We start from the raw sequence: 14,660 nt of genomic DNA, 5'->3' as shown, positions 1-14,660 counted from the left end.
GTTTACGAGCGGGTATTTTTTGAGCTATTAGCGGTTAGCAGCCAGGAAGCTAATGGCTAACGGCTTATTAAAAACGTGTTTCCGTCCTGTTGTTGCAATTGTACGCTGAAGGCTTCCTGTATGGCCCTGAGCACCACTTTATGATCAGCCTGCTTTAGCGTGGCGCTGAATCGTTCTTGCAAAAGCGTGCTGTCTGCAAACTGCACCTGTATGCCATATTTATGGTGCAGTTGCGCTGCTACTTCTTTCAGGCTGGTGTTCTCAAACACCAGTGTATGGTTTACCCAGGCTACATACTTTTCCGTGGATACTTTCCGACGTACATAGCGATCATTATCTGCGCGATATTCTATCAGCTCCCCCGGCTCCATCACGATACGTGCAGCCTTGCGGGCATTTTGCTGCAGGGCTACTTTTCCGCTGTGCAATACCACCTGGGGGCGGCCGTTATAATTATTCACATTAAATTCCGTGCCCAGTACCTCAATATCCAGATCGCCGGCATGCACGGTGAAAGGCCTGGCATTACCCGCATCATGCTTTACCATAAAGTATGCCTCTCCTTCCAGCCATACTTCTCTTGTTTTAGCTTCACCATCAAATGCGGTGGCCTTTAGCGCGGAGTGCGGCCCGAGTATCACCACCGAGCTGTCCGGCAGCAACAGGCGCCTGTTCTCTCCAAACTGGCTGGTGTATACCGCTCTTTTGTCCGCCGGCTTCAGCAGCCAGTACAGGCCCAGGGCCAGCAGCCCGCACACACCGGTAAGGATGGCGGCGCGGCGCCATCCCCGGTGGTGATAGGAACGCTCATAGCGCATGGTTTCCGGCATGGCAGGGTCCATTTTCCCATGGAGCGCATGCCATATACGGTCGTAACTTTCAGCCGGCATCTGGTGCTTTTCGTACTCCAGCGATGACAGCATGGTCCGCGCTGCTGCTATGACTGCCTGCTTTTCAGGATAATGCTGTTGCCATGCTTCCCAGAAGGCACAGTTCTCCTCGTCCGGGTGCAACACCCATTCCATAAAAAAGCTATCCGCCAGAAAATCGGTAGCTGTAAAATCTGTGTAGTCCTTCCATTCCATGGCAACAGCATCCAGGTGTTGGTTAAATGGTCAGTTATATAGAGGAGCATTTTCCCGGTTTTATCCCCTGCCGGGGCAACTTTTTTTTGCTGTATATAAAACAAGGTTGGTAGCCGGAGCCTGGTTCCTGCTACTATAACAAACAAATAAAGCAAAGGTTAAGGTTTTAACAACAGGCAGTATAACAGCGCCCAAAGCGGGAAGTCGGCCAGTTGCCTGCGTAATTTATCAAAGGCTTTGTAGATCATTTTATATACCGACTTCTGGTCGATCTCCATAATGGCGGCAATATCCTCAAAGGACAGGTCTTCATAAAAACGGAGGAACAGCGCTTCCTTCATGCGGGGCGGCAGCGCATTCAGCGCGGCCGCTACTTTTTCACGACGGTGCAGGCTGCTTTGCTGGCCTATAAGGTGGCTTTCGGGGGAAATAACAATTTCAAACCGGGCCTCGTCCGTAAGCGCAACGGGTATATTTTTGCGCATATTGCTTATTTTCCGCAACAGGGCCCGGCGATATGCTTTCAACAAATAAGCTTTTACGTTGGTAACCGGGGAGAGCTGTGCACGGTGGGCCAGCAGGTACTCAAATACATCCTGGATACAATCCTCTACCAGGCGGCGGTCCGCACACTCCTTGCAGCCGTAGTTATATAATAACGGTGCAAAGCTGGCATAAAGCGCTGCAAACGCTTCCCGGCTGCCGCCCAGAAAATGCTGCCAGTTGGCGGCATGCCCCTCCCCTGATTGTATGGCCATACTGTAAAAGTAGGAAATACTTCCTACCCCCTCATAGCCTTTACGATGGCTGCGCTCCGGGAGTTCACCTCCAGCTTGCGGTAAATATTCATGATATGGGAACGTACCGTGCCTACGCTGATATGGCAGAGCTCTGCTATTTTTTTATAGGTATGCCCGTCCACCAGCCGGTCCAGCACCTCCTGCTCACGGGGAGAGAGGCCGTATTGCGCAATGTTCTGCTGGGAACGGCGGCTGAAAAAGGCCAGTACTTTCTGAACGGCATTCATATTGTTTTGCACGGCGGCATCGTACACCCGGGTAATGAATTCCGTTAAAGAAGCGGGCGTATCGCTGCCCGGCGCTGCTTCGTAGGCAACAGGCCTGGGCGCTATGCTGGTAACAGTCCTTGTGTCCTTCTCCAGGGTCAGCAACAGTACATTAATTTCCGGGTAGGCAGCTTTTATAACACTGGCGGCCTCAATGGCGGTCAATCCGGGTATGTCAACGTCCATAAAAACAATATTGCAGATATCCTTTGCAAGTTGTTGTAACATCTCCTGGGTATCACTATGTAGGACGGCAACATCAAGAACATCCGCTCCGTTTAAGTGACCTGCGCTGTCACGCCGCACTTTTTTCATAATATTTCTTTTGGGTTTATTATTTTGTGAAATCTTCGCACAGTACTGCAATAAGTTTCTGTGAATTGACGTAAGGCGCTAAAGTTTAAAGAGGACACAATCTCTATAACAAAAACAAATTTGATACAAATACCCTCAGCAGTCAATCGGATACATATATGGTTTTTAAAAAATTATTAATAAACAAATTAGTTTATATTAACTATATACGCAATATATATGGCGGGAGGGGAGCAAATAGCTAAAGTGGACAATTTCCTTACGTTCAATGGCTTTCGTGGAACTTTCAGTAGGGTTTCCCCGGTCAGACGGTTTTCATATCTCTAATGTATGGCATATTTTCCTGCTCTCTAAAAATGGTCCATTACCCGCTACCTGTAACACTATACAAGTTATGAAAAAACGGGCAATGGACCAGTAGCCGGTTGAAAAAATTTATTCATTCAACACCAGCTCTATTACAGGTATCTCCACCCCCGGTTTGATCACCGGCAGGCTCAGGTTCACATCGTTCTCTCCCTGGTTGCTGCCCAGGCTGTGATGCATGCCGGGCGCGCTCATCCTGATCTCCGAAGCGTCGTGCAGGAACTGCGCATATTTTATTTTCCCCTTATAACCAGGCAGGGTAAAGTTTTGCAACGGGTAATCCAGCAGGTGCACATACAGGCGTTTGGTTGCCGGGTTGTAGGTCAGCAGGCAGTTATCCGGCTTTGCAAATTCAGGCGGCGCCTGGGTGCAGCCGTAAATGGAGCGGCTGTTCACTTCCATCCATTGGCCCATGGCCTGCAGCGCTTCCTTTGCCCGGTGGTCGAAAGTGCCGCGGGCGGTAGGGCCAACATTCAGCAACAGGTTACCGCCCTTGCTCACGGATTCTATCAGCAGCACCAGCAGTTGTTTGATGTCCTTCCAGGAGGTTTCGTCCCGGTAGTAGCCCCAGGAACCGGAAAACGTCTGGCAGGTTTCCCAGGGTATGCGCTTGCCGTTGCGGGTGGGCCATTCCGACACCTTGTACTGCTCGGGCGTTACAAAATCGCCGCCGTCCTCGTACTCGCCCAGGTCCATACGATCGTTGATGATAATATCCGGCTGCAGCTTGCGGATCATTTTGATCAGCTCTACGGAGTTCCAGTCGTTATGATCTTTACCGAACCTGCCCGGAAAAGAAAAGTCCGCCCACAGGATATCGATCTTGCCGTAATTGGTCAGTATCTCCCGGAGCTGGTTATGTAGGTACTCCCGGTATTTGGCCATATCGCGGCCTTTGTTCAATTGGGCGTACCTGGCGGTATCATCCGGGCGCTGGGGATGCACACGGTCTATGGTATAGTCCGGGTGATGCCAGTCTATCAGCGAGTAATAGAAGCCCACCTTCAGCCCCTCGGCCCGGAAAGCATCCACCCACTCGCGGATCAGGTCCTTGCCATAAGCGGTTTTGGTGGCTTTATAGTCCGTGTATTTGGAGTCAAACAGGCAAAAGCCTTCGTGGTGCTTGCTGGTGATCACGGCATACTTCATGCCGGCCGCTTTGGCCATGCGCGCCCACTCCCGCGGGTTGTACAGGTCCGGGTTAAACTGGTCGAAATACTTTTGATACGCTTCATTGGTCAGGCGCTCCCGGTTCTTCACCCATTCATGCCGGGCGGGCAGGGCATACAATCCCCAGTGGATGAACATACCGAAGCGGTCATGCGTCCACCAGGCCAGGCGTTGTTCTTTTTGTTCGGGTGTTTCATTAAAGAGCTTCTTTTCCTGTGCGGATAACTGCAGGCAAAGGCAGAACCAGCACAGCAGGAGTAGTGTACGTTTATGCATAGCGTTTTGTTTATGTTCAATGTGAGAAAGGGCCACATCGCACTTTTTAACGTGGAATCCGGGTTACGTTTGTTAATAGTTCAAGTTCGCAGAATTAGCCGGTTTTTTATAATAGTGAATTAGCGAATATTAATACTGGAATAGCGGTCCCTCATTAACAAATAATTAACAAAAAAGACTTGAAATAATCCGAACGTTGTGGCAATGAAGCTGTTAAAAATTGGAGAAGCATAAAATATTCGCGTCCTGGTGTACCCGATGAAGATACTGCCAGGGTTTAACCCTAAAACGATCCCCCGCGGTGAATACTGCGGGGGATCGTTTTTAGGTATCCGCCGGTGAAATACCGGCAATCAACCAGTAATGCGCTGCTGATAATGAATACTATTGTAACATTGCGGACATGGTAACGTAATGGCCGCATTCTTTTTCCTATCGTTATATATATCGCCCGAGTGTCTACTCCGGCGGTTTATGTGTAAGGAGGAGCCGCCCGTAAAAAAAACAGCAGGTAACTGGAGAGAAACCTGCGTTGCTAGTTTTGTAATCTAAACCGTCTTTTATATTCAGTGTGAGAATTGAATACCGCGTAAATATCCGGGCGTGAAATTCTGCCTTTAAAATTTTTTAAAGGTTAATATGCCGTTAAAGAAGACGTTAATATGCAGTTAACTAATTGAACAGGCCGGGCATACGGGAGCAGGCATCCTTTGAGAACGGTCAAAGGACGGGGACGCAACAAGTGGAGTACGGGCGATGCCGGGATTTACCAGCAGTCAAACAACAACGAGAATAACAGCGTACCGGAAGCCGCCATGTTTTTGACAAAGCGGATATTAAAACCACCTTTTTCCGAGTAGTAATAACTTTCCTTGTACCGGTCATATTCAATGGGCGCTCCCAGGTCTTTCATCATTTTGAGAAATTCATACAGGGTGCGTTCAGATATACGAAGGCGCTTGGCCAACTGGGCTGGTTTGCCGGTACCTTTAATGCGGATGAGGTAATCGATCGTTTGTAACCTTTCAAAATAACGCTTGGGCATGTAGCATAGGGGGTTTAACGATGAATGGAATTTACAGTATACACAGGATTATACCAAAATAATTTACATATATTTATTTTGATAAGTATTAACCCTTTGATTAGAACTGACAACATCATTGTTCCCCCGGCTGCCTCCTTGCAGCACGGGAACTGGAAAATGTTGAGAAAAGGGTTACTGCGGATAACTTACATGCCGACGTTGGTATTGAATTGACATTAAATGACTTCTCTCTGTACATAATACATGGGTTTTTCGAGGGTAATAAAAATAAGCTTCCTTATACCGGTCAGGCTTTACATACGCGCAATTTAGCAAGCCCTGCTGCAATGGGACCGCAGTCGGCGTGTCATTATGATGAAATGGCGCTTAATATCAGGCTATTATGATCAGTTTGAGATTTTTTCTAATGAAGCCCCCGGTAAACACCGGGCGCGCAGGAAACCAAGTTAAATACATTGCCAGCCGGCTGCGCCCGCTGACCATGCTGCCCGGCCCCCCTTCGTGCAACAAATAGTAATTTTTAACACTGATTAAATCATGGTGACAATGTTAGGCCTTTATTTAGTCTTAACCGTTAATCCGGCGTTAACGGAAATCAAACGGCAAAAAAAAGCGGCATAATTATTAGTGCCGCTCTATATATATGGAATACGCGCAATGGGGCCAACTGGTATATGACAAGATACACCGCTGGATGGAGCTGGCTGTTAGAATGCTGCCCAACCTGGTGGCGGCCATTATCATACTCCTCCTGTTCATTTTCCTGGCCAGGCTGTTTAAAAAGCTGGTGTATAAGATCGTGTTCCGCCTGTCGGACACCCCGGCGCTCAGCGGGCTGCTGTCCAGTATCGGCTACCTGGCCATGTTCTTCATAGGGCTTTCCATCGCCCTGGACGTGCTGCAACTGGACAAAACGGTGTCCTCCCTGCTGGCCGGGGCCGGCATTATAGGGCTGGCCCTGGGCTTTGCCTTCCAGGACCTGACCGCCAATTTCATCTCCGGTATTTACATTACCTTCCGCAAACCTTTCGACGTGGGCCACCAGGTAGAGACCAACGGCTTTACCGGCACCGTGGAGAACATAGAGCTGCGCTCCACCACCCTGCGCACCATAGATGGCCTGCACGTGATCATTCCCAACAAGGATATCTTCCAGAAACCCATCATCAACCATTCCCTTACTCCCGGGCGCCGCCTTACGCTCAGCTTTACCGTTCCGCTCAACCATGCGCAAACCGCCGCCGTGCAGGACCTGGTCCTGCAATCACTGCAAGGCCTGCCGGAAATAGCTCCCGGACGCCCCTGCCAGGTACTGTTCTCCGCCATTGAGGGCGCCAATGTGCGGATCACGCTCAACTGCTGGGTAAACAACGACGACGTGCGTAACTACGACCTTACCATGGACGCCATCATTACCCGGGTGATGGCCGTACTCAGGGCGCAAAAAATGGTATGATCACAAAACTGATCGCTTCTTAAAAATTTTCCGGAGTTTTGTCCTGCACAGGTATTTCCGCCCGTCATATCCCTGTTAACAGTTATTTATTACCTCAAACACTTTGTCATGAAAGACTTCATGTTCATTTTTCACAACGGCAGCAGCGCCGGCAAATTATCCCCCGAAGAAATGCAGGACAACATGCAGCAATGGATGGCCTGGATAGACGAGCTGAAAGCAAAAGGCCTGTACGTAGCCGGCGAAGCGCTGCTCCCCGCCGGCAAAATGGTGAAAGGCCCCAAAGGCGTGGTGACGGACGGCCCCTTCGCGGAAAGCAAGGAGCTGGTAGGCGGATTTTTCATCGTGAAAGCCGCCACCCTGGACGAAGCGGTGGAAATGGCCAAAGACTGCCCGGACCTGCCCCTGAACAGCACCGTGGAAGTACGGGAAGTAATGGTATTCGAAGGCATGTAACACCTGGGCCATGCAACCGGATGCCAACACCCCCCAGCAGATCGTTGATCATCTTTTCCGGCATGAGTCGGGAAAGATGATCGCTGTACTGACCCGCATCTTCGGCATACATAACCTCTCCCTGGTAGAAGATGTAGTGCAGGAGGCCTTCCTGAAAGCAATGCTGGCCTGGACTTTCAAACAGGTGCCGGACAACCCCTCTGCCTGGCTCATGACCGTGGCGCGGAACAAGGCGCTGGACATTATCCGCCGGCAACAGCATTTCCGCAATCTTTCCGGGGAACTGGCCTACCAGTTGCAGCACACCACGGAAAGCACCGTGCGGCAACTGTTCCTGGACACGGAAATTACCGACAGCCAACTGCGCATGATCTTTGCCTGCTGCCACCCCTCCCTGAAGGAAGAAGACCAGATAGCGCTGACACTGAAGACCGTTTCCGGCTTCAGCGCCGAAGAAATTGCCCGCGCACTGGTAACCAACGAAGCCGTTATACAAAAGCGCCTGTACAGGGCCCGGCAGTTCATTAAGGAACAGGGCATCCAACTGGAAATACCCTGCGGCGATGAGCTGACACCCCGGCTGGAAACCGTGTACACGGTGCTTTACCTGCTGTTCAATGAAGGCTACAATTCCCTGAAGGCCGATGAGCTGATACGGGAAGACCTGTGCATAGAAGCCATGCGGCTCTGCCTCCTGCTATCGGAGCACAAGGTGGGCCGGCAGCCCGCCACCTTTGCCCTGCTGTCTTTAATGTGCCTGCAGGCTTCCCGGTTCGACAGCCGCATGGACGAGAACAACGGCATTATACTGCTGCAGCACCAGGACCGCAGCACCTGGAACCGGGAGCTGATCAACACGGGCTATCATTACCTGCGGCAATCCTCCAGTGGCGACCGGCTCACGGTCTATCACATTGAGTCTGCCATTGCCGCAGAACACTGCCTGGCTCCCTCCTTTGAAGCCACCAACTGGAATCGCATGCTGCAGTTGTATTCCCTGCTGCTGGAGCACAAGCCCATGCCGGTAGTGCTGCTGAACCGGGCCATTGTGCTGGCGCAGTTGGGACAGCACGCCGAAGCGATCCGAGAAGTTACCACCATACCCGATATTGAAAAGCTATTAAGCACTCACTACATCTACAGCGCCGTGCTGGGCGACCTCTACCTGCAGGCCGGCGACATGCTTAATGCCCGGAAACATCTTCGCGCTGCGCTGCAGCTCACGGTTTCACTGGCGGAAAAGAAACTGATCCACCAGAAGCTGGAGACAATTAATTATTAATTTATATTTACTCCATAATTAAAGCGTTATGGCTAAAAGATTTCTGGTGTTAGCCATCAGCAGCCTGCTGCTGATAGGCGTATTGGGATATTTCTTTCATTGGGTATGGTGGCTGTTTGTACCGGTGGGGCCGGTAGTGCTGATGGGCATTATAGACATGCTGCAGACCAAACACGCCATTATGCGCAACTACCCGGTAGTAGGGCGTATGCGCTACTGGATGGAGGACCTGCGGCCCAAGATCTACCAATATTTCGTGGAAAGCGATACGGACGGCAGCCCGGTGAACAGGATAGACCGTTCCACCATTTACCAGCGCGCCAAACGGGAGCTGAACTCCCAGCCTTTCGGCACCCAGTTCAACGTATATGCGGAAGGGTATGAATGGATGGCGCACTCCATACAGCCGCAGGACTTTGAGAAAATGGACAAAGACCCGCGCGTGACCATTGGCGGCCACGAGTGCCTGCAGCCCTACTCCGCCAGCATCCTCAACGTATCCGCCATGAGCTACGGCTCCCTGAGCGCCAACGCCGTAGAAGCCCTGAACGGGGGCGCCTGCATCGGCGGCTTTGCGCACAATACCGGCGAAGGCGGCATCAGCCCCCACCACCTGCACCAGGGCGGCGATATTATCTGGCAGGTAGGCACCGGCTACTTCGGCTGCCGGAATGAGCAGGGCCGCTTTGATGACAATCTTTTTGCCGAAAAGGCCGCGCTGCCCCAGGTAAAAATGATAGAGCTGAAAATATCCCAGGGCGCCAAACCCGGCCACGGCGGCATATTGCCGGCGGCCAAGAACACGCCGGAGATTGCCGCCATCCGGCATGTACAACCCCATACCACCGTATTCTCCCCTCCCTATCATACCGCCTTCAGCACGCCCAGGGAAATGATGCAGTTCCTGGCGCATATGCGCAAGCTCAGCAAAGGCAAGCCTGTAGGCTTTAAGCTCTGCATTGGCCAGCCCCGGGAATTTTTTGCCATTTGCAAGGCCATGATCGTTACCGGCATCTATCCCGATTTCATTACCATCGATGGCGGGGAAGGCGGCACCGGCGCTGCGCCCCCGGAATTCTCCAACTCCGTAGGCATGCCGCTGATGGACGCCCTGGCCTTTGTGCACGATACGCTAACGGGCTTTAACATACGGAATAAAATGAAGGTGCTGGCCTCCGGCAAAATCCTTACCGGCTATCATATACTGCGGGCCATGGCCCTGGGCGCCGATGCCTGCAACAGCGCCCGCGCCATGATGATGGCCATTGGCTGCATACAGGCGCTGCAGTGCAATACCAACAAGTGCCCTACCGGCGTGGCTACGCAGGACAAATGGCTGATGGGCGGACTGGTGGTGGAAGATAAGAAGCACCGCGTGGCCAATTACCACCGCGATACGATAGAAAGCGCCATGGAGCTGACAGCGGCTGCCGGGCTTACCAGCCCGCACCAGATCACGCGCAGCCATATTTTCCGGCGCGTGTTCATGAACCAGGTACGCAGTTTTGAAGAGATCTATCCCAGCACGGCCAGCGGTATTTTCCTGGAGGGACTGATACCGGATGCCTTGAAGAAAGAGCTGGAAGTGGTGCACGAGGACAGGTGGAATTAAGCATAGAACGCTTTTGCGTTCCGGTACAATATCCGGCTGGCGGTATCTTCCGGGAAGTGTTCCTTTACCAGGGCCGCATCTTCATCCCGGAAAGGTTGCGGCGCCCGGGTAGATGGTAAGTCTGTGCCAAACATGAGGGCGGCAGGGTTAATTGCTACAATCGCTTTCATTACTTCCGCTACATCAAAATCGCAACGGCTAAAGCCGGTGGCCTTTACCCTGGCGCCATGCGCTACCAGCTCCAGCAGGTAAGGCAGGCCTTCCTTTGACAAGCCCAGGTGGTCTATGCTCATGGCCGGCAGGTTTTTTAACTGCGGCAGGAGGTGTTTTAACGCCCGCGAATCAATATACAGCTCCGTATGCCAGCCGGCCAGGTCGTATACGCGGCGGGCCAGGCGCTCCAGGTGCTGCACGCCTTCGGAGCCTCCGCGCTGCACGTTAAAACGCACCGCCCTTACCCCGGCGGCATCCAGTTCCCGTATATCCTTGTCCGGTATATCCGCCGGCACCTGGGTAACGCCTGCGAAGCCAGGCCCCAGCGCCCGCAGGGCATCTACCAGGTACTGCTGGTCAAATGCCTGGAAAGAGCCGGATACCACGGCGCCGCCTTTTACGTTCAGCGACTGTACCCTGGACAGGTAATCTGCTACGGTAAATGCCGGCGGCAGGTAACCCTGGTTAGGCACCAGGGGAAAACGCGGGTCTATAATGTGAAAATGGGCATCGAATATCATGAACCGGCGGGGCTTATCTTAATTACGAACAGCTTGCCCGGCGCATCCCCGGGATGCAGGGCGGACAGGTCCAGCACACAGTCCCTGCCCTGCTGCTGCAGGCGTACCGGCGCTTTGCTGCCCAGAACATTCGCACGGGCCCTTGTGGGAGCCGTGTAATTCCGTACCAGCAGGCGGGGCGCGTAAGCAGGCACAATGCAGTACAGGTTATCGTCCTTACGGGTAAAGAACATTTCAATGTGCGCATGCGCTTTTGAAGGCTGCACCATTTCGGTAATGTCATAGTCTGCCATGTAGGACGCCTTTTTTACGGAAGGCTGCTGCCCGGGGCTCCACTGGCGGGTGCGTTCCCAGGCGGTGGTGCTGTAAATGGCTTCGCCATTTACCTGCAGCCAGTCGCCAATGTCCACCAGGCGCTGCTGCATGATCACGGGAATACGGCCATCGGCTGTGGGCCCAATATCCAGCAGCAGGTTCCCGCCGCGGGATACAATGTCTACCAGGGCCAGCAGCAGGTCGTGGCTGCTTTTATAATCATGCACATTCTCCATGCGGTTATAACCGTAGGACTGGCCGATGCCCCTGCTCTCCTCCCATACCACGCCCGGCTCCATACCGCTGCCGTATTCTGAAGTGAGGTAGGTGCTGGCGCTATTATGCCCGCGGGTATTGCTTCCCCAGCGGTCGTTCACCACTACTTCCTCCTTCACCGGCGATTCGTTGTACAGCCAGGCCAGCAGGGCCGGCGAGTGCCAGGCGGAATCCGGCAGGTCCCATTCACCGTCGGAGAATATCACGCTGGGTTTGTAACGGGTCACCAGGTCCTTGAACTCCGGCTCCATCACTTCTTTTATGTACTGCTGTTTGTTGGACAACCAGAGGGGATTGTACCATTCGTACAGGGAGTAGTAGTAGCCCATACGCAGGCCGGCTTTGCGCACGGCTTCCGTAAGATCGCCCAGCAGGTCGCGTTGGGGCGTACCTGTTACCGCGTTCCAGGGACGGCCCCAGGCTTTGTCTGCCCAGGGACTGTTCCAGAGGCAGTACCCCTCATGGTGCTTGGAGGTCAATACCACGTAGCGGGCGCCGGATTGGCGGAAGATGTCCGCCCACTGCGCAGGATCAAAGAGCGAGGCAGTGAACTGCTGCTCAAATTTTGCATAGGGAAAGTTTTTCCCATACTCCTTTTCATGAAAGGCCTGCACCTGCCGGTACGTTTTGGCATCCGGCTGCATAAGGTTATGCCAGTACCATTCCGAATATCCACCCGGGCCTACCACTGCATAGGATGGTACCGCGTACACACCCCAGTGAATGAAAATGCCGAACTTGGCTTCATGGAACCAGCCCGGTATTTCCCGCTTATTAAGCGAGGCCCAGTTGGCAGCGTATTGCTGGGCGGATACAGGTTGCAGGAAAGACAATGCGAGTGTAAATAAAAGGAAAGCTCTTTTCATGAGTGGAATGCTTGTAGTATGAAATATGAAGTAAGAAGTATGATGTATGATTTCGACCTTACCTCTTACTTCCTACTTCTTTCTTCCTATTACTCCAGCGCCCCCGCGGCCGCTTCATCTACAAACCAGTGCAGCTCGCCATCCTGCGGGCGTATCAGTTGGGAAGGAAATTGTTCTGCGTTAAAGGTGCCTTCTATCACATTTTTGAGCGTGACCGCCTTACCGGCGCCGGTGGCCATAAACACCACGCAGGCGGCCCGGTTCACCACGGGCGCCGTTAGCGTAACGCGGTACATGTGCTGCGCCGGCAGGAAGAAGGCCTTTACCCAGGCTTTCTGCTCCTTTACCACGGCCGTGCCGGGAAACAGGGACAGGGTATGCCCGTCGTCTCCCATGCCCAGCAGCACCAGGTCAAACGTAACAGCGCTGTCATTGAAATATTCCTGCAGCAGCTTTTCATAGGCCTCCGCAGATACCTCGGGCAGCATGTCCGTACGCATGACGTGGATATTTTCCGCCGGCACACCCACAGGCGTCAGCAGCGTTTCATAGGCCATGCGGGCATTGTTGCGCTCATCGTCAAAGGGCACCACCCGCTCATCGCCCCAGAAGAAATGTATTTTTTTCCAGGGGATCATTTCCAGGTAAGGTTCCCGGGCCAGCAACGTGTACAACTGTTTGGGCGTACTGCCGCCGGACAGCACAAAAGTGAAACGCTCCTGGTCCTGCAATACTTCCAGTATGTAATTACTGATCCAGGCAGCCATGTTCTCACTCAACTGCTGCGGGTCTTTGGCAATGTGAAGCTCCATATTCTTGGTGGGTTGATATAATTATTTCGGTAAGTTGATCCAGCTATGCCCGTCCTGCGCGATCAGCGCATCTGCGTCGTTCGGTCCCCAGGAATCGGGGGCATAGTTGGGAAAATCCTGCGGCTGCCGGTGCTCCCAGGTTTCCAGTATCGGCATGATCACTTTCCAGGCCGCTTCCACCTGGTCGGCCCGCATAAAGAGGGTGGCATCCCCTTCCATTACGTCCAGCAGCAGTGTTTCATATGCTTCCGGCGCATGCTCGCCGTAAGCGGAGTCATAATTGAACACCATCTCTACCGGGTCCAGCGTCATGGTCTGGCCGGGACGCTTGGCCTGGAAGCGGATACGTATATCCATTTCCGGTTGTATGCTGATGGTGAGGCGGTTGGGCCTCCAGGTTTCCGCAGACTCTGCCGGGAACGCGTAGTGCGGGGCCTGGCGGAACTGCAGCGAGATCTGCGTGGTCTTCTGGTGCAGGAACTTGCCGGTGCGCACGTAGATAGGTACGCCCTGCCAGCGCCAGTTGTCAATGTAGAACTTCACAGCGGCGTAGGTATCCGTATTGGAGCCGGGATTCACACCTTTCTCTTCGCGGTAGCCTACCACCCGCTCTCCTTTCATCCAGCCGCTGGAATACTGGCCGCGCACGGCGCTTTCATGCACTTTATCCTTGCTGATGGGACGGATAGCGTTCAGCACATCCACCTTTTTATTCCTGATCTCGTTGGCGTCAAAAGACACAGGAGCCTCCATGGCCACCATGCAGAGCAGTTGCAGGATATGGTTCTGCACCATGTCGCGCAGCGCGCCGGACTGCTCATAATAGCCGCCCCTGCCTTCCAGGCCCACACTTTCGGCAGCCGTGATCTGTATGTGCTCAATGAAGTTGCGGTTCCATACCGGCTCAAACAGGGCGTTGGCAAAACGCAGCGCCAATATGTTCTGCACGGTTTCCTTACCCAGGTAATGGTCTATGCGGAATATCTGCTCTTCGGAGAACATACGGGTAAGCAGGGCGTTCAGCTCGTGAGCGCTCTTCAGGTCGTGGCCGAAAGGCTTCTCTATTACGATGCGGGTGCTGTGCGTATCGCTGCAAAGGTTCAGCCGGCCCAGCTTCTGCGCAATGGAAGGTACCAACTGGGGCGCTACGGCCAGGTAAAAGATCACGTTGGGGTGCTGGCCCCACTCCTGTTCCTTTGTTTTCACTATTTCCGTGATCGCTTCATAGTCTTCCGCATTTTCAGCATCCATCTGCAGGAAGCTGAGATGCTGTGAAAACGCATCCCAATGGCCGTTCTGCTCCCCTTTCCGGCGGGAGAATTTGCTGATCCCATCCAGCAGGTGGGCGCTGTACGTTTCATTGGTATAGGCGCTTCTGCCGATGCCTATAATGGCGAATTGCTCCGGCATCCAATCATCTAAAAAAAGATTGTATAAAGCGGGCGATAGTTTCCGGTAGTTCAGATCTCCGCTGCCCCCGAAAATAAACAGCACGGAGGCCGGCGGACGCTTGTGGTCTTGCATA

13 protein-coding genes are annotated in these 14,660 nt (G+C 53.1%); 4 read left to right on the top strand and 9 right to left on the bottom strand.

The features are described 5' to 3' along the window. Positions 1-56: 56 nt before the first annotated feature. From LX66_RS10155 to LX66_RS10135, 5 genes are all read right to left on the bottom strand, one after another. Positions 57-1,085: a FecR family protein gene (locus LX66_RS10155; RefSeq protein WP_145712677.1), complete on the bottom strand. Its 1,029-nt coding sequence runs from the start codon at positions 1,083-1,085 to the stop codon at positions 57-59. Between the two features lie 158 nt (positions 1,086-1,243). Beyond that, complete coding sequence (locus tag LX66_RS10150; protein WP_145712674.1) at positions 1,244-1,843, bottom strand: RNA polymerase sigma factor; 600 nt, start codon at positions 1,841-1,843, stop codon at positions 1,244-1,246. A gap of 23 nt (positions 1,844-1,866) precedes the next feature. Beyond that, positions 1,867-2,337: a helix-turn-helix transcriptional regulator gene (locus LX66_RS10145; protein ID WP_158642596.1), complete on the bottom strand. Its 471-nt coding sequence runs from the start codon at positions 2,335-2,337 to the stop codon at positions 1,867-1,869. A 564-nt stretch (positions 2,338-2,901) separates the two neighbouring features. Then, on the bottom strand, positions 2,902-4,278 hold the full coding sequence (locus LX66_RS10140) for an alpha-L-fucosidase (protein ID WP_145712669.1): 1,377 nt from the start codon (positions 4,276-4,278) through the stop codon (positions 2,902-2,904). 766 nt (positions 4,279-5,044) lie between these two features. Then, entirely contained in the window at positions 5,045-5,323 is a 279-nt protein-coding gene (locus tag LX66_RS10135) for an HTH domain-containing protein (protein WP_145712667.1), read from the bottom strand. Positions 5,324-5,969: 646 nt separating this feature from the next. Here LX66_RS10135 and LX66_RS10130 point away from each other — a divergent pair. From LX66_RS10130 to LX66_RS10115, 4 genes are all read left to right on the top strand, one after another. Beyond that, on the top strand, positions 5,970-6,782 hold the full coding sequence (locus LX66_RS10130; protein ID WP_145712664.1) for a mechanosensitive ion channel family protein: 813 nt from the start codon (positions 5,970-5,972) through the stop codon (positions 6,780-6,782). Between the two features lie 108 nt (positions 6,783-6,890). Further along, positions 6,891-7,238, top strand: coding sequence for a YciI family protein (locus tag LX66_RS10125; protein ID WP_145712662.1), 348 nt, complete (start codon positions 6,891-6,893; stop codon positions 7,236-7,238). Between the two features lie 10 nt (positions 7,239-7,248). Then, complete coding sequence (locus LX66_RS10120) at positions 7,249-8,520, top strand: RNA polymerase sigma factor (protein WP_145712659.1); 1,272 nt, start codon at positions 7,249-7,251, stop codon at positions 8,518-8,520. A gap of 28 nt (positions 8,521-8,548) precedes the next feature. Next, the gene (locus LX66_RS10115; protein WP_145712656.1) at positions 8,549-10,132 is read left to right on the top strand and encodes an FMN-binding glutamate synthase family protein; all 1,584 of its coding nucleotides are present in this window, start codon (positions 8,549-8,551) and stop codon (positions 10,130-10,132) included. On the opposite strand, the gene LX66_RS10110 is transcribed toward LX66_RS10115, so the two are convergent. The 4 genes from LX66_RS10110 to zwf all read right to left on the bottom strand — a co-directional run bounded on the left by LX66_RS10110 (position 10,129) and on the right by zwf (position 14,659). Next, the gene (locus LX66_RS10110; RefSeq protein ID WP_145712653.1) at positions 10,129-10,866 is read right to left on the bottom strand and encodes an amidohydrolase family protein; all 738 of its coding nucleotides are present in this window, start codon (positions 10,864-10,866) and stop codon (positions 10,129-10,131) included. The two genes, LX66_RS10115 and LX66_RS10110, sit on opposite strands and share 4 nt — an antisense overlap. After that, a complete protein-coding gene (locus LX66_RS10105) occupies positions 10,863-12,323 on the bottom strand; it encodes an alpha-L-fucosidase (protein WP_145712651.1) in 1,461 nt (486 codons plus the stop codon). Before LX66_RS10105 ends, LX66_RS10110 begins: the two co-directional genes overlap by 4 nt. 89 nt (positions 12,324-12,412) lie before the next feature. Then, positions 12,413-13,135 (bottom strand): 6-phosphogluconolactonase, encoded by a 723-nt coding sequence (gene pgl, locus LX66_RS10100; protein ID WP_145712650.1) that lies wholly within the window; start codon positions 13,133-13,135, stop codon positions 12,413-12,415. A 21-nt stretch (positions 13,136-13,156) separates the two neighbouring features. Beyond that, entirely contained in the window at positions 13,157-14,659 is a 1,503-nt protein-coding gene (zwf, locus tag LX66_RS10095; RefSeq protein WP_145712648.1) for a glucose-6-phosphate dehydrogenase, read from the bottom strand. Position 14,660 lies beyond the last annotated feature (1 nt).

Origin of the sequence: Chitinophaga japonensis, assembly GCF_007830125.1 — a bacterium.
GTDB lineage: Bacteria > Bacteroidota > Bacteroidia > Chitinophagales > Chitinophagaceae > Chitinophaga > Chitinophaga japonensis.
The sequence above is the reverse complement of the archived record's forward strand: the minus strand, read 5'-3'. Positions and strand labels throughout refer to the sequence as shown.

Coding starts and splice junctions, on each gene's coding strand:
- LX66_RS10155 (WP_145712677.1), bottom strand. CDS start 1,085: ATGGAATGGAAGGACTACACAGATTTTACAGCTACCGATTTTCTGGCG.
- LX66_RS10150 (WP_145712674.1), bottom strand. CDS start 1,843: ATGGCCATACAATCAGGGGAGGGGCATGCCGCCAACTGGCAGCATTTT.
- LX66_RS10145 (WP_158642596.1), bottom strand. CDS start 2,337: ATGGACGTTGACATACCCGGATTGACCGCCATTGAGGCCGCCAGTGTT.
- LX66_RS10140 (WP_145712669.1), bottom strand. CDS start 4,278: ATGCATAAACGTACACTACTCCTGCTGTGCTGGTTCTGCCTTTGCCTG.
- LX66_RS10135 (WP_145712667.1), bottom strand. CDS start 5,323: ATGCCCAAGCGTTATTTTGAAAGGTTACAAACGATCGATTACCTCATC.
- LX66_RS10130 (WP_145712664.1), top strand. CDS start 5,970: ATGGAATACGCGCAATGGGGCCAACTGGTATATGACAAGATACACCGC.
- LX66_RS10125 (WP_145712662.1), top strand. CDS start 6,891: ATGAAAGACTTCATGTTCATTTTTCACAACGGCAGCAGCGCCGGCAAA.
- LX66_RS10120 (WP_145712659.1), top strand. CDS start 7,249: ATGCAACCGGATGCCAACACCCCCCAGCAGATCGTTGATCATCTTTTC.
- LX66_RS10115 (WP_145712656.1), top strand. CDS start 8,549: ATGGCTAAAAGATTTCTGGTGTTAGCCATCAGCAGCCTGCTGCTGATA.
- LX66_RS10110 (WP_145712653.1), bottom strand. CDS start 10,866: ATGATATTCGATGCCCATTTTCACATTATAGACCCGCGTTTTCCCCTG.
- LX66_RS10105 (WP_145712651.1), bottom strand. CDS start 12,323: ATGAAAAGAGCTTTCCTTTTATTTACACTCGCATTGTCTTTCCTGCAA.
- pgl (WP_145712650.1), bottom strand. CDS start 13,135: ATGGAGCTTCACATTGCCAAAGACCCGCAGCAGTTGAGTGAGAACATG.
- zwf (WP_145712648.1), bottom strand. CDS start 14,659: ATGCAAGACCACAAGCGTCCGCCGGCCTCCGTGCTGTTTATTTTCGGG.